12 protein-coding genes and 1 riboswitch are annotated in these 13575 nt (G+C 67.5%); of the genes, 10 read left to right on the forward strand and 2 right to left on the reverse strand.

The genetic code is table 11. The features are described 5' to 3' along the window. The first annotated feature begins 132 nt into the window (after positions 1 to 132). Positions 133 to 1107 (forward strand): carbohydrate kinase family protein, encoded by a 975-nt coding sequence (locus OG623_RS26370; RefSeq protein WP_406149786.1) that lies wholly within the window; start codon positions 133 to 135, stop codon positions 1105 to 1107. A 54-nt stretch (positions 1108 to 1161) separates the two neighbouring features. On the opposite strand, the gene OG623_RS26375 is transcribed toward OG623_RS26370, so the two are convergent. Then, on the reverse strand, positions 1162 to 2580 hold the full coding sequence (locus OG623_RS26375) for a cysteine desulfurase/sulfurtransferase TusA family protein (RefSeq protein ID WP_406149787.1): 1419 nt from the start codon (positions 2578 to 2580) through the stop codon (positions 1162 to 1164). A gap of 271 nt (positions 2581 to 2851) precedes the next feature. Here OG623_RS26375 and coxB point away from each other — a divergent pair, with 271 nt between their 5' ends. The 4 genes from coxB (at position 2852) to OG623_RS26395 (ending at position 7332) form a co-directional block, all read left to right on the forward strand. Next, the gene (coxB, locus tag OG623_RS26380) at positions 2852 to 3820 is read left to right on the forward strand and encodes a cytochrome c oxidase subunit II (RefSeq protein ID WP_406149789.1); all 969 of its coding nucleotides are present in this window, start codon (positions 2852 to 2854) and stop codon (positions 3818 to 3820) included. Then, on the forward strand, positions 3817 to 5553 hold the full coding sequence (ctaD, locus tag OG623_RS26385) for a cytochrome c oxidase subunit I (RefSeq protein WP_406149790.1): 1737 nt from the start codon (positions 3817 to 3819) through the stop codon (positions 5551 to 5553). Before coxB ends, ctaD begins: the two co-directional genes overlap by 4 nt. Next, positions 5550 to 5948, forward strand: a complete 399-nt coding sequence (locus OG623_RS26390; protein WP_406149791.1) for a cytochrome c oxidase subunit 4 — start codon at positions 5550 to 5552, stop codon at positions 5946 to 5948. The genes ctaD and OG623_RS26390 overlap by 4 nt, the downstream gene beginning before the upstream one ends. A gap of 124 nt (positions 5949 to 6072) precedes the next feature. Then, positions 6073 to 7332, forward strand: a complete 1260-nt coding sequence (locus OG623_RS26395) for an Ig-like domain-containing protein (protein ID WP_406149793.1) — start codon at positions 6073 to 6075, stop codon at positions 7330 to 7332. A 61-nt stretch (positions 7333 to 7393) separates the two neighbouring features. Here the strand turns inward: OG623_RS26395 and OG623_RS26400 are convergent, their stop codons facing one another. Next, complete coding sequence (locus OG623_RS26400) at positions 7394 to 7795, reverse strand: hypothetical protein (RefSeq protein ID WP_356707331.1); 402 nt, start codon at positions 7793 to 7795, stop codon at positions 7394 to 7396. 197 nt (positions 7796 to 7992) lie between these two features. On the opposite strand from OG623_RS26400, the gene OG623_RS26405 reads away from it, so the two are divergent. The 5 genes from OG623_RS26405 to trpD all read left to right on the forward strand — a co-directional run bounded on the left by OG623_RS26405 (position 7993) and on the right by trpD (position 13344). Further along, entirely contained in the window at positions 7993 to 8613 is a 621-nt protein-coding gene (locus tag OG623_RS26405; RefSeq protein WP_406149794.1) for a heme-copper oxidase subunit III, read from the forward strand. 55 nt (positions 8614 to 8668) lie between these two features. Further along, on the forward strand, positions 8669 to 9478 hold the full coding sequence (locus OG623_RS26410) for a c-type cytochrome (RefSeq protein WP_406149796.1): 810 nt from the start codon (positions 8669 to 8671) through the stop codon (positions 9476 to 9478). Further along, positions 9475 to 10527, forward strand: a complete 1053-nt coding sequence (locus tag OG623_RS26415) for a Rieske 2Fe-2S domain-containing protein (RefSeq protein ID WP_406149797.1) — start codon at positions 9475 to 9477, stop codon at positions 10525 to 10527. Before OG623_RS26410 ends, OG623_RS26415 begins: the two co-directional genes overlap by 4 nt. Beyond that, entirely contained in the window at positions 10524 to 12149 is a 1626-nt protein-coding gene (locus OG623_RS26420; protein ID WP_406149798.1) for a cytochrome bc complex cytochrome b subunit, read from the forward strand. Before OG623_RS26415 ends, OG623_RS26420 begins: the two co-directional genes overlap by 4 nt. 130 nt (positions 12150 to 12279) lie before the next feature. Continuing rightward, positions 12280 to 13344 carry an anthranilate phosphoribosyltransferase gene (trpD, locus tag OG623_RS26425; RefSeq protein WP_406149799.1) on the forward strand — a complete coding sequence of 355 codons (1065 nt, stop codon included), beginning with the start codon at positions 12280 to 12282 and terminating at the stop codon, positions 13342 to 13344. A gap of 84 nt (positions 13345 to 13428) precedes the next feature. Continuing rightward, positions 13429 to 13546: riboswitch (SAM riboswitch) on the forward strand. Positions 13547 to 13575: the final 29 nt, after the last annotated feature.

The following is a 13575-nucleotide window of genomic DNA, read 5'->3' on the forward strand; positions in this document are numbered from 1 at the left end:
GGTAGAAAGACCTACTATCGGGTAGTTTTGCCCCTTCGGGCACGGTGGCGTCACCGGGTAGCGTGAACTGTCATGCCGTCCCGGAGGGTGCGCTCACACGTTCCCTTCGCCTTCCGCAGGAGCAGCCTCCCCGTGCGCATCGCAGTCACCGGCTCCATCGCCACAGACCACCTCATGACCTTCCCCGGCCGATTCGCCGACCAGCTGGTCGCGGATCAGCTGCACACGGTCTCGCTCTCCTTCCTCGTCGACAACCTCGACGTGCGCCGCGGCGGGGTCGGCGCCAACATCGCCTTCGGCATGGGCGTGCTCGGCACGCAGCCGATCCTCGTGGGCGCTGTCGGCTCCGACTTCGACGACTACCGCGCCTGGCTCGACCGGCACGGAGTCGACACCGGCTCGGTCCGTGTCTCCGAGGTCCTGCACACGGCCCGCTTCGTCTGTACGACGGACGCCGACCACAACCAGATCGGCTCCTTCTACACGGGCGCGATGAGCGAGGCCCGGCTGATCGAGCTCCAGAGCGTCGCCGAGCGCGTCGGCGGCCTCGACCTCGTCTCGATCGGCGCCGACGACCCCGAGGCGATGCTCCGCCACACGGAGGAGTGCCGCTCGCGGGGCATCCCGTTCGCCGCGGACTTCTCGCAGCAGATCGCCCGGATGGACGGCGAGGAGATCCGGATCCTGCTCGACGGGGCGACGTACCTCTTCTCCAACGAGTACGAGAAGGGGCTCATCGAGTCCAAGACCGGCTGGAGCGACGAGGAGATCCTCTCCAAGGTCGGCCACCGGGTCACGACCCTCGGCGCCCGTGGCGTCCGTATCGAGCGGGCCGGCCAGGACCCGATCGAGGTCGGCTGCGCCGAGGAGGAGCGCAAGGCCGACCCGACCGGTGTCGGCGACGCCTTCCGGGCCGGTTTCCTCTCCGGCCTCGCCTGGGGCGTGGACCTGGAGCGCGCCGCCCAGGTCGGCTGCATGCTCGCGACCCTGGTCATCGAGACGGTCGGCACCCAGGAGTACACCCTGCGCCGCACGCACTTCATGGACCGCTTCACCAAGGCATACGGCGACGAGGCCGCCTCCGAGGTCCGCAAGCACCTCTCCTGAGGCCTGAGGCCTGAGGCCTGAGGCCCGAGCTTCAGGGGATCAGCGGGCACGCGCTCACAGGAGCCGGCGGACCACATAGGCCGAACCGTGGTCCGCCAGCTCCTCGCCCACGTACTCCTGTTCGCGCATCGCGCACCAGGCGGGGATGTCGAGCCGGGCGGCCTCGTCGTCCGAGAGCACCGTCACCGTGCCGCCCACGGGTACTCCTCCGATCACCTTTGCGAGTTCGATCACCGGAATCGGGCAGCGCCTGCCCAGCGCGTCCACCACGAGCGAGTCCCGCGGCGCCGGAGAAGGCGCCGGAGAAGGCGCCGGAGAAGGCGCCGGAGAAGTGGCCGCCGGGGCGGGCGCACCGAGCTTCGCCCGTACCCCTGCCACCACGCCCGGCAGTACGTCGAGGAAGGTGCCGACCTCTTCGCCCGTCGTCCCGGACGGAAGCGACACGCGGACGTTCCCCTCGGTGATGACACCCATCGCCTTGAGGACATGGCTGGGCGTCAGGGTGCTGCTGGTGCAGGACGACCCGGACGAGACGGAGAATCCGGCCCGGTCCAGCTCGTGCAGCAATGTCTCTCCGTCGACATAGAGACAGGAGAAGGTGACCAGATGCGGTAGCCGCCGCACCGGATCGCCGACCACCTCCACATCGGGCACCAGGTCGCCCACCGCGGCACGGATCCGGCCCACCAGGGCGCGCAGCCGTTCGGCCTCCGCCTCGGCCTCCGCGCGCACCGCGCGCAGCGAGGCCGCGGCCGCCACGATCGCCGGGATGTTCTGGAAGCCGGCCGCCCGGCCCGACTCCCGCTCGTCGACGGGGCCTTGGGGCGCGAAGCGCACCCCCTTGCGCACGACCAGCAGTCCGACCCCGGCCGGCCCGCCCCACTTGTGGGCGCTCCCGGCCAGCAGCGACCAGCGGCCCGGCACCGGCCCCCAGCCCAGCGACTGCGCGGCGTCCACCAGCAGAGGCACGCCCGCCTCGGCGCAGATCTCGGCGGTCTCCACCACCGGCTGTTCGGTCCCCACCTCGTGGTTGGCGGACTGCAGACACGCCAGCGCGGTGTCCGGGCGAAGGGCCCGGCCGTACGCCGTGGGGTCCACCGCTCCTGTCCGGTCCACCGGCACCTCGGTGAACGAGCCCCCCGCGGCCTCCAGGGTGGCTGCCGAGTGGAGCACCGAGGAGTGTTCGACGGCCGAGAGCACCAGATGGCGGCCGACACGCCGACGCCCGGAAAGAGCCCCGGAGACCGCGGAGTGCACCGCCCGGGTGCCGGACGAGGTGAAGACGAGCTCGTCAGGACGGCAGCCGACGGCCTCGGCCGCGGTCTCCCTGGCCGCGTCCAGCAGCAGGGCCGCCCGCCGCCCCTCGCGGTAGAGCCGGGCGGGATCGGCCCAGCCCTCGTCCAGTGAGGCATGCAGCGCCTGGCGGGCGACGGGATGCAGGGGGGCGGAGGAAGCCGCGTCGAAGTAGGGCACACCGTCACGCTAGCCCGCACGGGCGCGACCGGGTGGAGGGCCGTCCTCGTGAGGGGGAGAGGGGGCGTCAGATGGAGGCCGGAGGTTCGCATTCCACCCCTTCGGGGTGTCGTGCGGCGCGTTGGGCACCCTCCCCGCGCGACCCCAAATAGCGTCCAGTAGGGTTTGGTCCGCATAAACATCCAAACCCCTGCCCGCGTCAGGGCCGGCGACCGACCAAGTGACACGGCCGCGCCGAACCGTGCGGGCGAGACTCTCGGGAAGGCGCTACGTGAGTCCCAACGGCTCCGACCGCTCGTCGCGGCGCCCGATGCGGCGGAAGCTGCCGCAGGTGCTGACTGCGGGCCTGGTCCTGGCGACGGCCTCCGGTTGTGAATACAACTGGGAGGATTTCCCCCGCCTGGGAATGCCCACCCCGGTAACGGAAGAGGCCCCTCGGATCCTCTCCCTCTGGCAGGGCTCGTGGGCGGCAGCGCTCGCCACGGGCGTCCTTGTCTGGGGACTGATCCTGTGGAGCGTCATCTTCCACCGGCGAAGCAGGACCAAGGTGGAGGTACCTCAGCAGACCAGGTACAACATGCCTATCGAGGCGCTGTACACAGTGGTCCCCCTCATCATCGTCTCGGTGTTCTTCTACTTCACCGCACGCGATGAGTCGAAGCTCCTGGAGCTCAGCCCGAAGCCGGCCCACACGGTCAACGTGGTCGGCTACCAGTGGAGCTGGGGCTTCAACTACATCGAGCACGTGGAGGGCGAGCCCTCCGCAAGCAGCGAGGTCCCCAAGGAGCTCGACGCCATCCCCGACAAGTTCCGGGAGGACTTCCCCGCGGACGCCAACGGCGTCTACGACGTGGGCATCCCCGGCACGCGTAACCCGCAGAACGGCAACCCGGGTCCGACCCTGTGGCTGCCGAAGGGCGAGAAGGTCCGTTTCATCCTGACTTCGCGTGACGTCATCCACTCCTTCTGGGTGGTGCCGTTCCTCATGAAGCAGGACGTCATTCCGGGCCACACCAACTCCTTCGAGGTCACGCCGAAGAAGGAGGGCACCTACATGGGTAAGTGCGCCGAGCTCTGCGGCGTCGACCACTCCCGGATGCTCTTCAACGTCAAGATCGTCTCTCCCGAGCGTTACCAGCAGCACCTCAAGGAGCTGGCGGAGAAGGGTCAGACGGGCTACGTGCCGGCAGGCATCGAGCAGACGGACCCGGCCAGGAATGCGGAGACGAACAAACTGTGAGCATCCTCAATGAATCCCAGGGTGCCGCGGCGGCAGACGCCTCGTTCGAGGACGAGCTGCCGGTACGGCGCAAGCAGCCGGGGAGTGTGGTCATCAGCTGGCTGACCACCACCGACCACAAGACCATCGGTACGATGTACCTGGTCACCTCGTTCGCGTTCTTCTGCATCGGTGGCCTCCTGGCGCTCTTCATGCGCGCCGAGCTGGCCCGCCCGGGTACGCAGATCATGTCGAACGAGCAGTTCAACCAGGCGTTCACGATGCACGGCACGATCATGCTGCTGATGTTCGCGACGCCGCTGTTCGCCGGATTCGCGAACTGGATCATGCCGCTGCAGATCGGCGCGCCCGACGTGGCGTTCCCGCGGCTGAACATGTTCGCGTACTGGCTGTACCTCTTCGGTTCGCTGATCGCGGTGGCCGGCTTCCTCACCCCGCAGGGCGCGGCCGACTTCGGCTGGTTCGCCTACTCCCCGCTGTCGGACGCGGTCCGCTCGCCGGGCGCGGGCGCCGATATGTGGATCATGGGTCTGGCCTTCTCCGGATTCGGCACGATCCTCGGTTCGGTCAACTTCATCACCACGATCATCTGCATGCGCGCACCCGGCATGACGATGTTCCGTATGCCGATCTTCACCTGGAACGTCCTGCTGACCGGTGTTCTGGTCCTGCTCGCGTTCCCGGTTCTGGCCGCCGCGCTCTTCGCGCTCGAGGTCGACCGAAAATTCGGCGCACATATCTTCGACGCGTCCAACGGTGGCGCATTGCTGTGGCAACACCTCTTCTGGTTCTTCGGACATCCAGAGGTGTACATCATCGCGCTACCATTCTTCGGAATCATTTCCGAGATCATCCCGGTGTTCAGCCGCAAGCCGATGTTCGGCTATGTCGGCCTGATCAGCGCGACGATCGCCATCGCCGGTCTCTCGGTGACGGTGTGGGCGCACCACATGTATGTGACGGGCGGCGTACTCCTACCGTTCTTCTCCTTCATGACCTTCCTCATCGCGGTGCCGACCGGTGTGAAGTTCTTCAACTGGATCGGCACGATGTGGAAGGGGTCGTTGTCCTTCGAGACACCGATGCTCTGGTCCGTCGGCTTCCTGATCACCTTCGCCTTCGGTGGTCTGACCGGCGTGATCCTGGCCTCGCCGCCGCTGGACTTCCACATCTCCGACTCGTACTTCGTGGTCGCGCACTTCCACTACGTCGTCTTCGGCACCGTGGTCTTCGCGATGTTCGCCGGATTCCACTTCTGGTGGCCGAAGTTCACCGGCAAGATGCTCGACGAGCGGCTCGGGAAGCTGACGTTCTGGACGCTGTTCATCGGCTTCCACGGCACCTTCCTCGTGCAGCACTGGCTCGGTGCCGAGGGCATGCCGCGACGCTATGCGGACTACCTCGCGGCCGACGGCTTCACCGCCCTGAACACGATCTCGACGATCGCCTCGTTCCTGCTGGGACTGTCGATCCTTCCGTTCATGTACAACGTCTGGAAGACCGCCAAGTACGGCAAGAAGATCGAGGTCGACGACCCCTGGGGCTACGGCCGTTCGCTCGAATGGGCGACGTCCTGCCCGCCCCCGCGGCACAACTTCCTCAGCCTCCCGAGGATCCGTTCCGAATCTCCGGCGTTCGACCTGCACCACCCGGAGATCGCGGCACTCGAGCAGCTCGATCACCTGTCCGAGGGTGACAAGGTCCTCGTCGGTGGCAAGGAGGACAGCAAGTGAAGATCCAGGGCAAGCTCTTCCTCTGGCTGAGCGTCTTCCTGCTGGCCATGGCCGTCACGTACGGCGTGTGGTCCAAGGAGCCGGTCGGCACCACGGCACTGGTCCTGGCGTTCGGGCTGGCCATCATGATCGGCTTCTACCTGGCCTTCACGGCCAACAGGGTCGACGCGATGGCGCAGGACAACAAGGAGGCCGATGTCGCGGACGAAGCCGGCGAGGTGGGCTTCTTCTCCCCGCACAGCTGGCAGCCGCTCTCGCTGGCCATCGGCGGCGCGTTCCTCTTCATGTCCGTCGTCTTCGGCTGGTGGCTGGCCTACTTCTCGGCCCCGCTGCTCCTGATCGGCCTCTTCGGCTGGGTCTTCGAGTACTACCGGGGAGAGAACCGCACCCAGTAGGACACGCCTTCACCGGCGCGTCGCACGCGTACGGGGGCCCGGCCCGCTCAGTGACGAGCGGGCCGGGCCCCCGTTTGCAGTCATTGAACGCGCTGGATCGGATGAATCTTCTTAGCGTGGGTTCATGAACCACACGCCGCGCATCCGCACCGTAGTGAGCTGCACTCTGCTGGTCGTGACCCTGGTTGCAGGTGCGACCGCCTGTGGCGAGCCGGACGGCCACTCACTGTCCCTGAAGCCGTACGACGCAGCCGAGTCCATCTCCTTCAACGGTCCGGCCGAGAACAAGAAGGCCGACCCCGAAAAGCCCCTCGAAGTCACCGTCAAGGACGACGACGCGAAGATCACCGACGTGACGGCCATCGACACCGAGGGCCGCCACCTCGCGGGCGAGCTCGACGCCGACGGGAAGCGGTGGCACTCCACCACCACGCTCGCCGCCGGCACCCGGTACACCGTCAAGGTCGCCACCGAGAACGGCGACGGCGCCCCCGGCAGCCGTACGTACGCCTTCGGCACGACGGCCGCCAAGAAGTTCCTGAAGGTCTCCTTCGGCCCGCAGGCGGGCACCTACGGGGTCGGACAGCCCCTCACAGCGGAACTCAGCGCTCCGGTCGCCGACAAGGCATCGCGGGCCACCGTGGAGCGCGGGCTGCAGGTCCGGTCCGCCCCCGCCGTCAAGGGCTCCTGGTACTGGGTCGACGACAAGACCCTGCACTACCGGCCCAAGGAGTACTGGCCTGCGAACGCCACCATCGACGTCCGCAGCAACCTCAAGGGCATCAAGGTCACCAACGCCCTCTACGGCGACGCCACCAAACCCCTGAAACTCACCACGGGTGACCGCATAGAAGCGATCACCGACGCCTCGGACCACACCATGACCGTGCTGCGGAACGGGGAAGTGATCAACACCCTGCCGGTCACCACGGGCAAGCCCGGCTTCGACACCCGCAACGGCGTCAAGGTCGTGCTGGCCAAGGAACAGTTCGTACGCATGCGCGGTGAGACCGTCGGCATCGCCTCCGGCTCGTCGGAGTCCTACGACCTGCCCGTCTACTGGGCGACACGCGTCACCTGGAGCGGTGAGTACGTCCACGCGGCGCCCTGGTCGACGGGCTCGCAGGGCAGCGCCAACGTCAGCCACGGCTGCACGGGGATGAGCACCGCCGACGCCGAATGGTTCTTCGACACCGTGCGTGAGGGCGACATCGTCAAGGTCGTCGGCAGCGACGGCGAGACGATGACGCCCTTCGACAACGGCTTCGGCGACTGGAACCTGGGCTGGGACGCCTGGCAGAAGGGCAGTGCCCTGAACGGCGGCAGCGACACGCCCGACTCGGGAACCGACGTCCGAACGGCGCGGCTGCGCCCCCAGGTCTGACCCGCCCGGGAGTGCGCCGCGCCCCGGAAGAACGCAGCGGAGGGGCCGGGGCCCCTCCGCCTCAGGCCTCCACGGAGAGCCTGTGGCGCAGCAGGGAGGCCAGGGCGTCCGCGAAGTCGACCGGGTCCACCGGATGCGTCACAGCGGCGTCCGCACGGCTCCACGTGGCCAGCCAGGCGTCCTGCGGGCGCCCGATCAGCAGCAGGACGGGCGGGCAGTCGAAGATCTCGTCCTTGATCTGCCGGCAGACGCCCATGCCGCCCGCCGGGGCCGTCTCGCCGTCCAGCACGCAGACGTCGACACCGCCCCTGTCCAGGGCGCTCAGGACGGCGGGCAGGGTGGCGCACTCCAGGAACTCCACCGGCGGCACGTCCGCCGCAGGCCTGCGCCCGGCTGCCAGCCTCACCTGCTCGCGGGTGTTGGCGTCGTCGCTGTAGACCAGGACCGTGGCGGTCGGCTGCATTGTTCCTCCGTGACGTCTGTGTTCTCGGGGGCTCTCGGGGCTCTGGGGGCATGAACCGATGGGCGGATCGTACTCCGGCGGACTGCCTGTCAGCACCGGTAAGGACAGCGATTCGATGGGCTGTTCGGTGAGGACACACCCCGCTGACACACCGAACGGCACCCCCCGGAGTGAGGGCGGGATAAGCGACCGACATAATGTCGGTCGTGGCGACAGCAACGACAGTAGAAACCGGGCACGCGCACCCGTCGGTCAATCGACCGAACCTCACCAGCGTCGGAACCATCATCTGGTTGAGTTCCGAGCTGATGTTCTTCGCGGCCCTCTTCGCGATGTACTTCACCCTGCGATCGGTGATGGGACCCGATCACTGGAAGGAGATGGCTCACCATCTGAACTTCCCGTTCTCGGCGACGAACACCACGATCCTGGTGCTTTCCTCTCTCACCTGCCAGCTCGGCGTTTTCGCCGCGGAGCGGGGCGACGTGAAGAAGCTCCGCACCTGGTTCATCATCACGTTCGTGATGGGTTCGATCTTCATCGGAGGCCAGGTCCTCGAGTACACCGAGCTGGTCAAGGAGGACGGGCTCTCCCTGTCCTCCGACCCGTACGGCTCGGTGTTCTACCTGACGACCGGCTTCCACGGTCTGCATGTGACAGGCGGCCTCATCGCCTTCCTGCTCGTCCTGGGCAGGACATACGCGGCCTCGAGATTCACCCATGAGCAGGCCACAGCCGCCATCGTCGTGTCCTACTACTGGCACTTCGTCGATGTCGTCTGGATCGGTCTGTTCGCCACGATCTACATGATCAAGTAACCGGGCTCGCACCCACCCATCATCGACGCAGAAGATCCTGACACCGGGGTAATCCGTGAAAAAGCTCTCCGCACGACGACGCCATCCACTGGCGGCCGTCGTCGTACTACTCCTCGCGCTGGCGGCTACCGGGGGGCTGTACGCCGCGTTCGCGCCTGCGGGTAAGGCGCAGGCCGACGACACCGCCCAGTCCCTCGCCATCGACGAGGGCAAGAAGCTCTACTCCGTGGGCTGTGCCAGCTGCCACGGATCCGGCGGTCAGGGCACCACCGACGGGCCCCAGCTCGTGGGCGTCGGCTCCGCCGCCGTCGACTTCCAGGTCGGTACCGGACGCATGCCGGCTCAGCAGCCGGGCGCCCAGGTGCCGAAGAAGAAGGTCATCTACAGCCAGGCCGAGATCGACCAGCTCGCGGCGTACGTCGCGTCCCTGGGCGCCGGTCCGATCACGCCGACCGGCAGCCAGGTGGACCCCTCGGGTGCCGACGTGGCCAAGGGCGGCGACCTGTTCCGCACCAACTGCGCCCAGTGCCACAACTTCACGGGCAAGGGCGGTGCACTGACCGACGGGAAGTACGCCCCGGACCTCGAAGGCGTGAGCCCGAAGCACATCTACGAGGCCATGCAGACCGGCCCGCAGAGCATGCCCTCCTTCCCCGACAGCACCATGCCGGAGAAGGAGAAGAAAGACATCATCGCGTACATCAAGACCGTCAACGGTGATGATTCCGCTTCCCCCGGCGGCCTCTCCCTCGGTGGCCTCGGCCCGGTCAGTGAAGGTCTCTTCGGCTGGATCTTCGGCCTGGGCGGTCTGATCGCCGTCGCCGTATGGGTCGCGGCCCACACCGCTAAGGCCAAGAAGTCATGAGTAGCCAACAGATTCCAGAAGAGAACCTGCCGGTAGAGCAGGGCACCGCGCACGGCGCGGTAGAGGGTGCGAGCGACCCGTTCGCCGACCCGGGGCTGCCGGCCCACAAGCCGCGCATCCAGGACATCGACGAAAGGGCCGCGGACCGCTCCGAGCGGGTCGTCGCGTTCCTCTTCACGCTGTCCATGCTGGCGACGGTCGGCTTCATCGCCTCCTACGTCATCTTCCCGGTCGACAAGATCGTCTACATCTGGCCGTTCGGCCATGTGAGCGCGCTCAACTTCTCCCTCGGTCTGACCCTGGGGCTGGCGCTCTTCCTCATCGGCGCGGGCGCCGTCCACTGGGCGCGCACCCTGATGTCCGACGTGGAGGTCGCCGACGAACGGCACGCCATCGAGGCGGAGCCCGAGGTCAAGGCCAAGGTCCTGGCCGACTTCGCGGACGGTGCCAAGGAGTCGGCGCTCGGGCGGCGGAAGCTGATCCGCAACACCATGTTCGGTGCGCTGGCCCTGGTGCCGCTCTCCGGTGTGGTGCTGCTGCGCGACCTCGGTCCGCTGCCGGAGAAGAAGCTCCGCAACACCCTGTGGGCCAAGGGCAAGCAGCTCGTCAACATGAACACCATGGAGCCGCTGCGCCCCGAGGACGTCGTCGTCGGTTCGCTGACCTTCGCCATGCCCGAGGGCCTGGAGGAGGACGCGCACGACTTCCAGACGCAGATCGCCAAGGCCGCCCTGATGATCATCCGCATCGAGCCGGACAACATCAAGGACAAGCAGGAGCGTGAGTGGGCCCACGAGGGAATCGTGGCCTTCTCCAAGATCTGCACCCACGTCGGTTGCCCGATCAGCCTGTACGAGCAGCAGACGCACCACGTGCTCTGCCCGTGCCACCAGTCCACCTTCGACCTCTCCGACGGCGCCCGCGTCATCTTCGGTCCGGCCGGTCACCCCCTTCCGCAGCTGCGGATCGGTGTGAACAGCGAGGGCAACCTCGAGGCGCTCGGTGACTTCGAAGAGCCCGTCGGTCCTGCCTTCTGGGAGCGCGGATGAGTACTGCGACGGAAACACAGCGCAAGGCGCCCGCCGGTGAGCGGGTCGCCGACTGGGCGGACGGCCGGCTGGGCATCTACGGCCTGGCCAAGGCCAACATGCGGAAGATCTTCCCGGACCACTGGTCCTTCATGCTCGGTGAGATCTGCCTCTACAGCTTCATCATCATCATCCTCACGGGTGTGTATCTGACGCTGTTCTTCCACCCGAGCATGAACGAGGTCGTCTACCACGGCTCCTACGAGCCGATGCAGGGCATCCGGATGTCCGAGGCCTACGCCTCGACGCTGGACATCAGCTTCGACATCCGTGGTGGTCTGCTCGTACGGCAGATCCACCACTGGGCAGCGGTGATCTTCCTCGCCGGCATGTTCGTGCACATGTTCCGGGTGTTCTTCACCGGCGCGTACCGCAAGCCGCGTGAGATCAACTGGCTGTTCGGCTTCCTGCTGTTCGTCCTCGGCATGTTCACCGGGTTCACCGGCTACTCGCTCCCGGACGACCTGCTCTCCGGCACGGGTGTGCGCTTCACCCAGGGCGCGATCCTGTCGATGCCGATCGTGGGCACGTACATCTCGATGTTCCTGTTCGGCGGGGAGTTCCCGGGCGGCGACATCATCGCCCGGTTCTACTCGATCCACATCCTGCTGCTGCCGGGCATCATGCTCGGGCTGGTGGTCGGCCACCTCATCCTGGTCTTCTTCCACAAGCACACGCAGTTCGCGGGTCCGGGGAAGACGAACAAGAACGTCGTCGGCATGCCGCTGCTGCCGGTGTACATGGCCAAGGCGGGCGGGTTCTTCTTCCTGGTCTTCGGCTTCATCGCGATCGTCGCGGCCATCGCCACGATCAACCCGATCTGGGGGATCGGCCCCTACCGGCCCGACCAGGTGTCCACGGGCGCCCAGCCGGACTGGTACATGGGCTTCGCCGAGGGCTTCGTCCGGGTGATGCCTGGCTGGGAGATCAACCTCTGGGGACACACACTGGTCCTCGGAGTGCTGATCCCGCTGGTCCTGTTCGGTCTGATCCTCGGGGCGCTCGCGCTCTATCCGTTCATCGAGTCGTGGATCACCGGGGACAAGCGCGAGCACCACATCCTGGACAAGCCGCGCAACGCTCCGACCCGGACGGCGCTCGGTGTCGCCTGGGTGACGATCTACTTCGTCATGCTGATCGGTGGCGGTAACGACATCTGGGCGACGCACTTCAGTCTGTCGCTCAACGCGATCAGCTGGTTCGTCCGGATCGCCTTCTTCGTCGGACCGGTCCTGGCGTTCGTCGCCACCCGGCGGATCTGCCTCGGCCTCCAGCGCCGGGACAAGGAGAAGGTGCTGCACGGTCGCGAGTCGGGCACCATCAAGCGCCTGCCGCACGGTGAGTTCGTCGAGATCCACGAGCCGCTCAGCCAGGGGCAGCTGCACACGCTCACGGCGCACGAGCAGTACAAGCCGCTCGAGATCGGCCCGACGGTCGACGAGAACGGTGTCGAGCGCAAGCCGTCGGCGCTGCAGAAGCTGCGCGCCAGGCTCAGCAGGAGTTACTTCGGCGAGGACAACCAGATCGCCAAGCCCACCGCCGAGGAGTACAAGGAGATCACCAGCGGCCACGGCCACCACTGATCACCTCAGCTGACCGCCACAGCCAGGAGCCCCGTCCATCCGCAAGGTGGGACGGGGCTCTTCGCTGTCCCCTGGCCTGGATAAGGTGGGAGAACATCCTTGTATCGGCTGTGGACCCCAGGAGCGGACCATGAACGTGGCGACCCCGGACGGCGGCGACAGCGTGGCGGCCCGTACCTGGCCCGGCATCCTGACCCCCCTGCTGCGCGGCGAGCACCTGGGCGCGGACGACACCGCGTGGGCCATGGACCGCATCATGAGCGGTGAGGCCACGGACGTGCAGATCGCCGGCTTCGCCGTCGCGCTGCGGTCCAAGGGGGAGACCGTCGACGAGGTCACCGGACTCGTCCGCGCCATGTACGAGCACGCCCACACGATCGAGGTGCCCGGCCGCACGGTCGACATCGTGGGCACCGGCGGCGACATGGCCAAGACGGTGAACATCTCCACCATGTCGGCGATAGTGGTCGCGGGCACGGGCGCGAAGGTCGTCAAGCACGGCAACCGGGCCTCGTCGTCGGCGAGCGGGGCATCCGACGTGCTGGAGAAGCTCGGCGTCAACCTCGAACTGACGCCGCAGCGTGTCGTGGCTGTCGCCGAGGAGGCCGGCATCACCTTCTGCTTCGCCGTGAAGTTCCACCCCGCCCTGCGTTACGCGGCCACGGCGCGCAAGGAACTCGGCACGCAGACCACGTTCAACATCCTCGGCCCGCTCACCAATCCGGCCCGGGTGCGCTCCCAGGCCATCGGGGTGGCCGACGCGAGGATGGCGCCCATCGTCGCCGGCGTGCTCGCCGACCGGGGGAACTCCGCGCTCGTCTTCCGGGGCGACGACGGCCTCGACGAGCTGACCACCACGGCCACCTCGCGGGTCTGGATCGTCCGCGACGGCACGGTCCGTGAGGAGGCGTTCGACCCGCGTGATGTCGGACTCGGCCTGGTTCCGGTCGAGGCGCTGCGCGGGGCGGACGCCTCGTACAACGCGGACGTGGCGCGCCGGCTGCTCGACGGGGAGCCAGGTCCCGTGCGCGAGGCGGTCCTGCTCAACTCGGCCGCCGCGCTGGTCGCCCTGGACCCGGCGGAGGCCACGCTGAACGAGCAGCTCGCGGCCGGTATCGCGCGGGCCGGGGAGTCGATCGACTCGGGTGCGGCCAAGAGGGCGCTGGAGCGCTGGGTGGCGGCCAGCAACGCCTGAGGGCGCACGATGTGTGCAAGGGCGCAGTCCGTATCGCGGACTGCGCCCTTGCGCGTCGTCGTCGGTATGGCAAGATGCTGCGCAGGTCATGAGTGACAGCGACTACGGCCCCGGCCCGCTGTCCGGCAACCCTCCGTCCGTGGCGGGGTGCCCCGGGTGAAGACCAGGCCGCAGGCAGCGAGGTCTGTGGCAAGCGCGGGCCCCTCGGCATCATTGGATGCCTCCCCTTGG

This window comes from Streptomyces sp. NBC_01012 (genome assembly GCF_045162755.1).
In the GTDB taxonomy this organism is placed as follows: domain Bacteria; phylum Actinomycetota; class Actinomycetes; order Streptomycetales; family Streptomycetaceae; genus Streptomyces.

Excerpts from the sequence above, each read along its gene's own strand:
- OG623_RS26395 (WP_406149793.1), top strand. The coding sequence starts at position 6,073 with ATGAACCACACGCCGCGCATCCGCACCGTAGTGAGCTGCACTCTGCTG.
- OG623_RS26400 (WP_356707331.1), bottom strand. The coding sequence starts at position 7,795 with ATGCAGCCGACCGCCACGGTCCTGGTCTACAGCGACGACGCCAACACC.
- OG623_RS26405 (WP_406149794.1), top strand. The coding sequence starts at position 7,993 with ATGTCGGTCGTGGCGACAGCAACGACAGTAGAAACCGGGCACGCGCAC.
- OG623_RS26415 (WP_406149797.1), top strand. The coding sequence starts at position 9,475 with ATGAGTAGCCAACAGATTCCAGAAGAGAACCTGCCGGTAGAGCAGGGC.
- OG623_RS26420 (WP_406149798.1), top strand. The coding sequence starts at position 10,524 with ATGAGTACTGCGACGGAAACACAGCGCAAGGCGCCCGCCGGTGAGCGG.
- trpD (WP_406149799.1), top strand. The coding sequence starts at position 12,280 with ATGAACGTGGCGACCCCGGACGGCGGCGACAGCGTGGCGGCCCGTACC.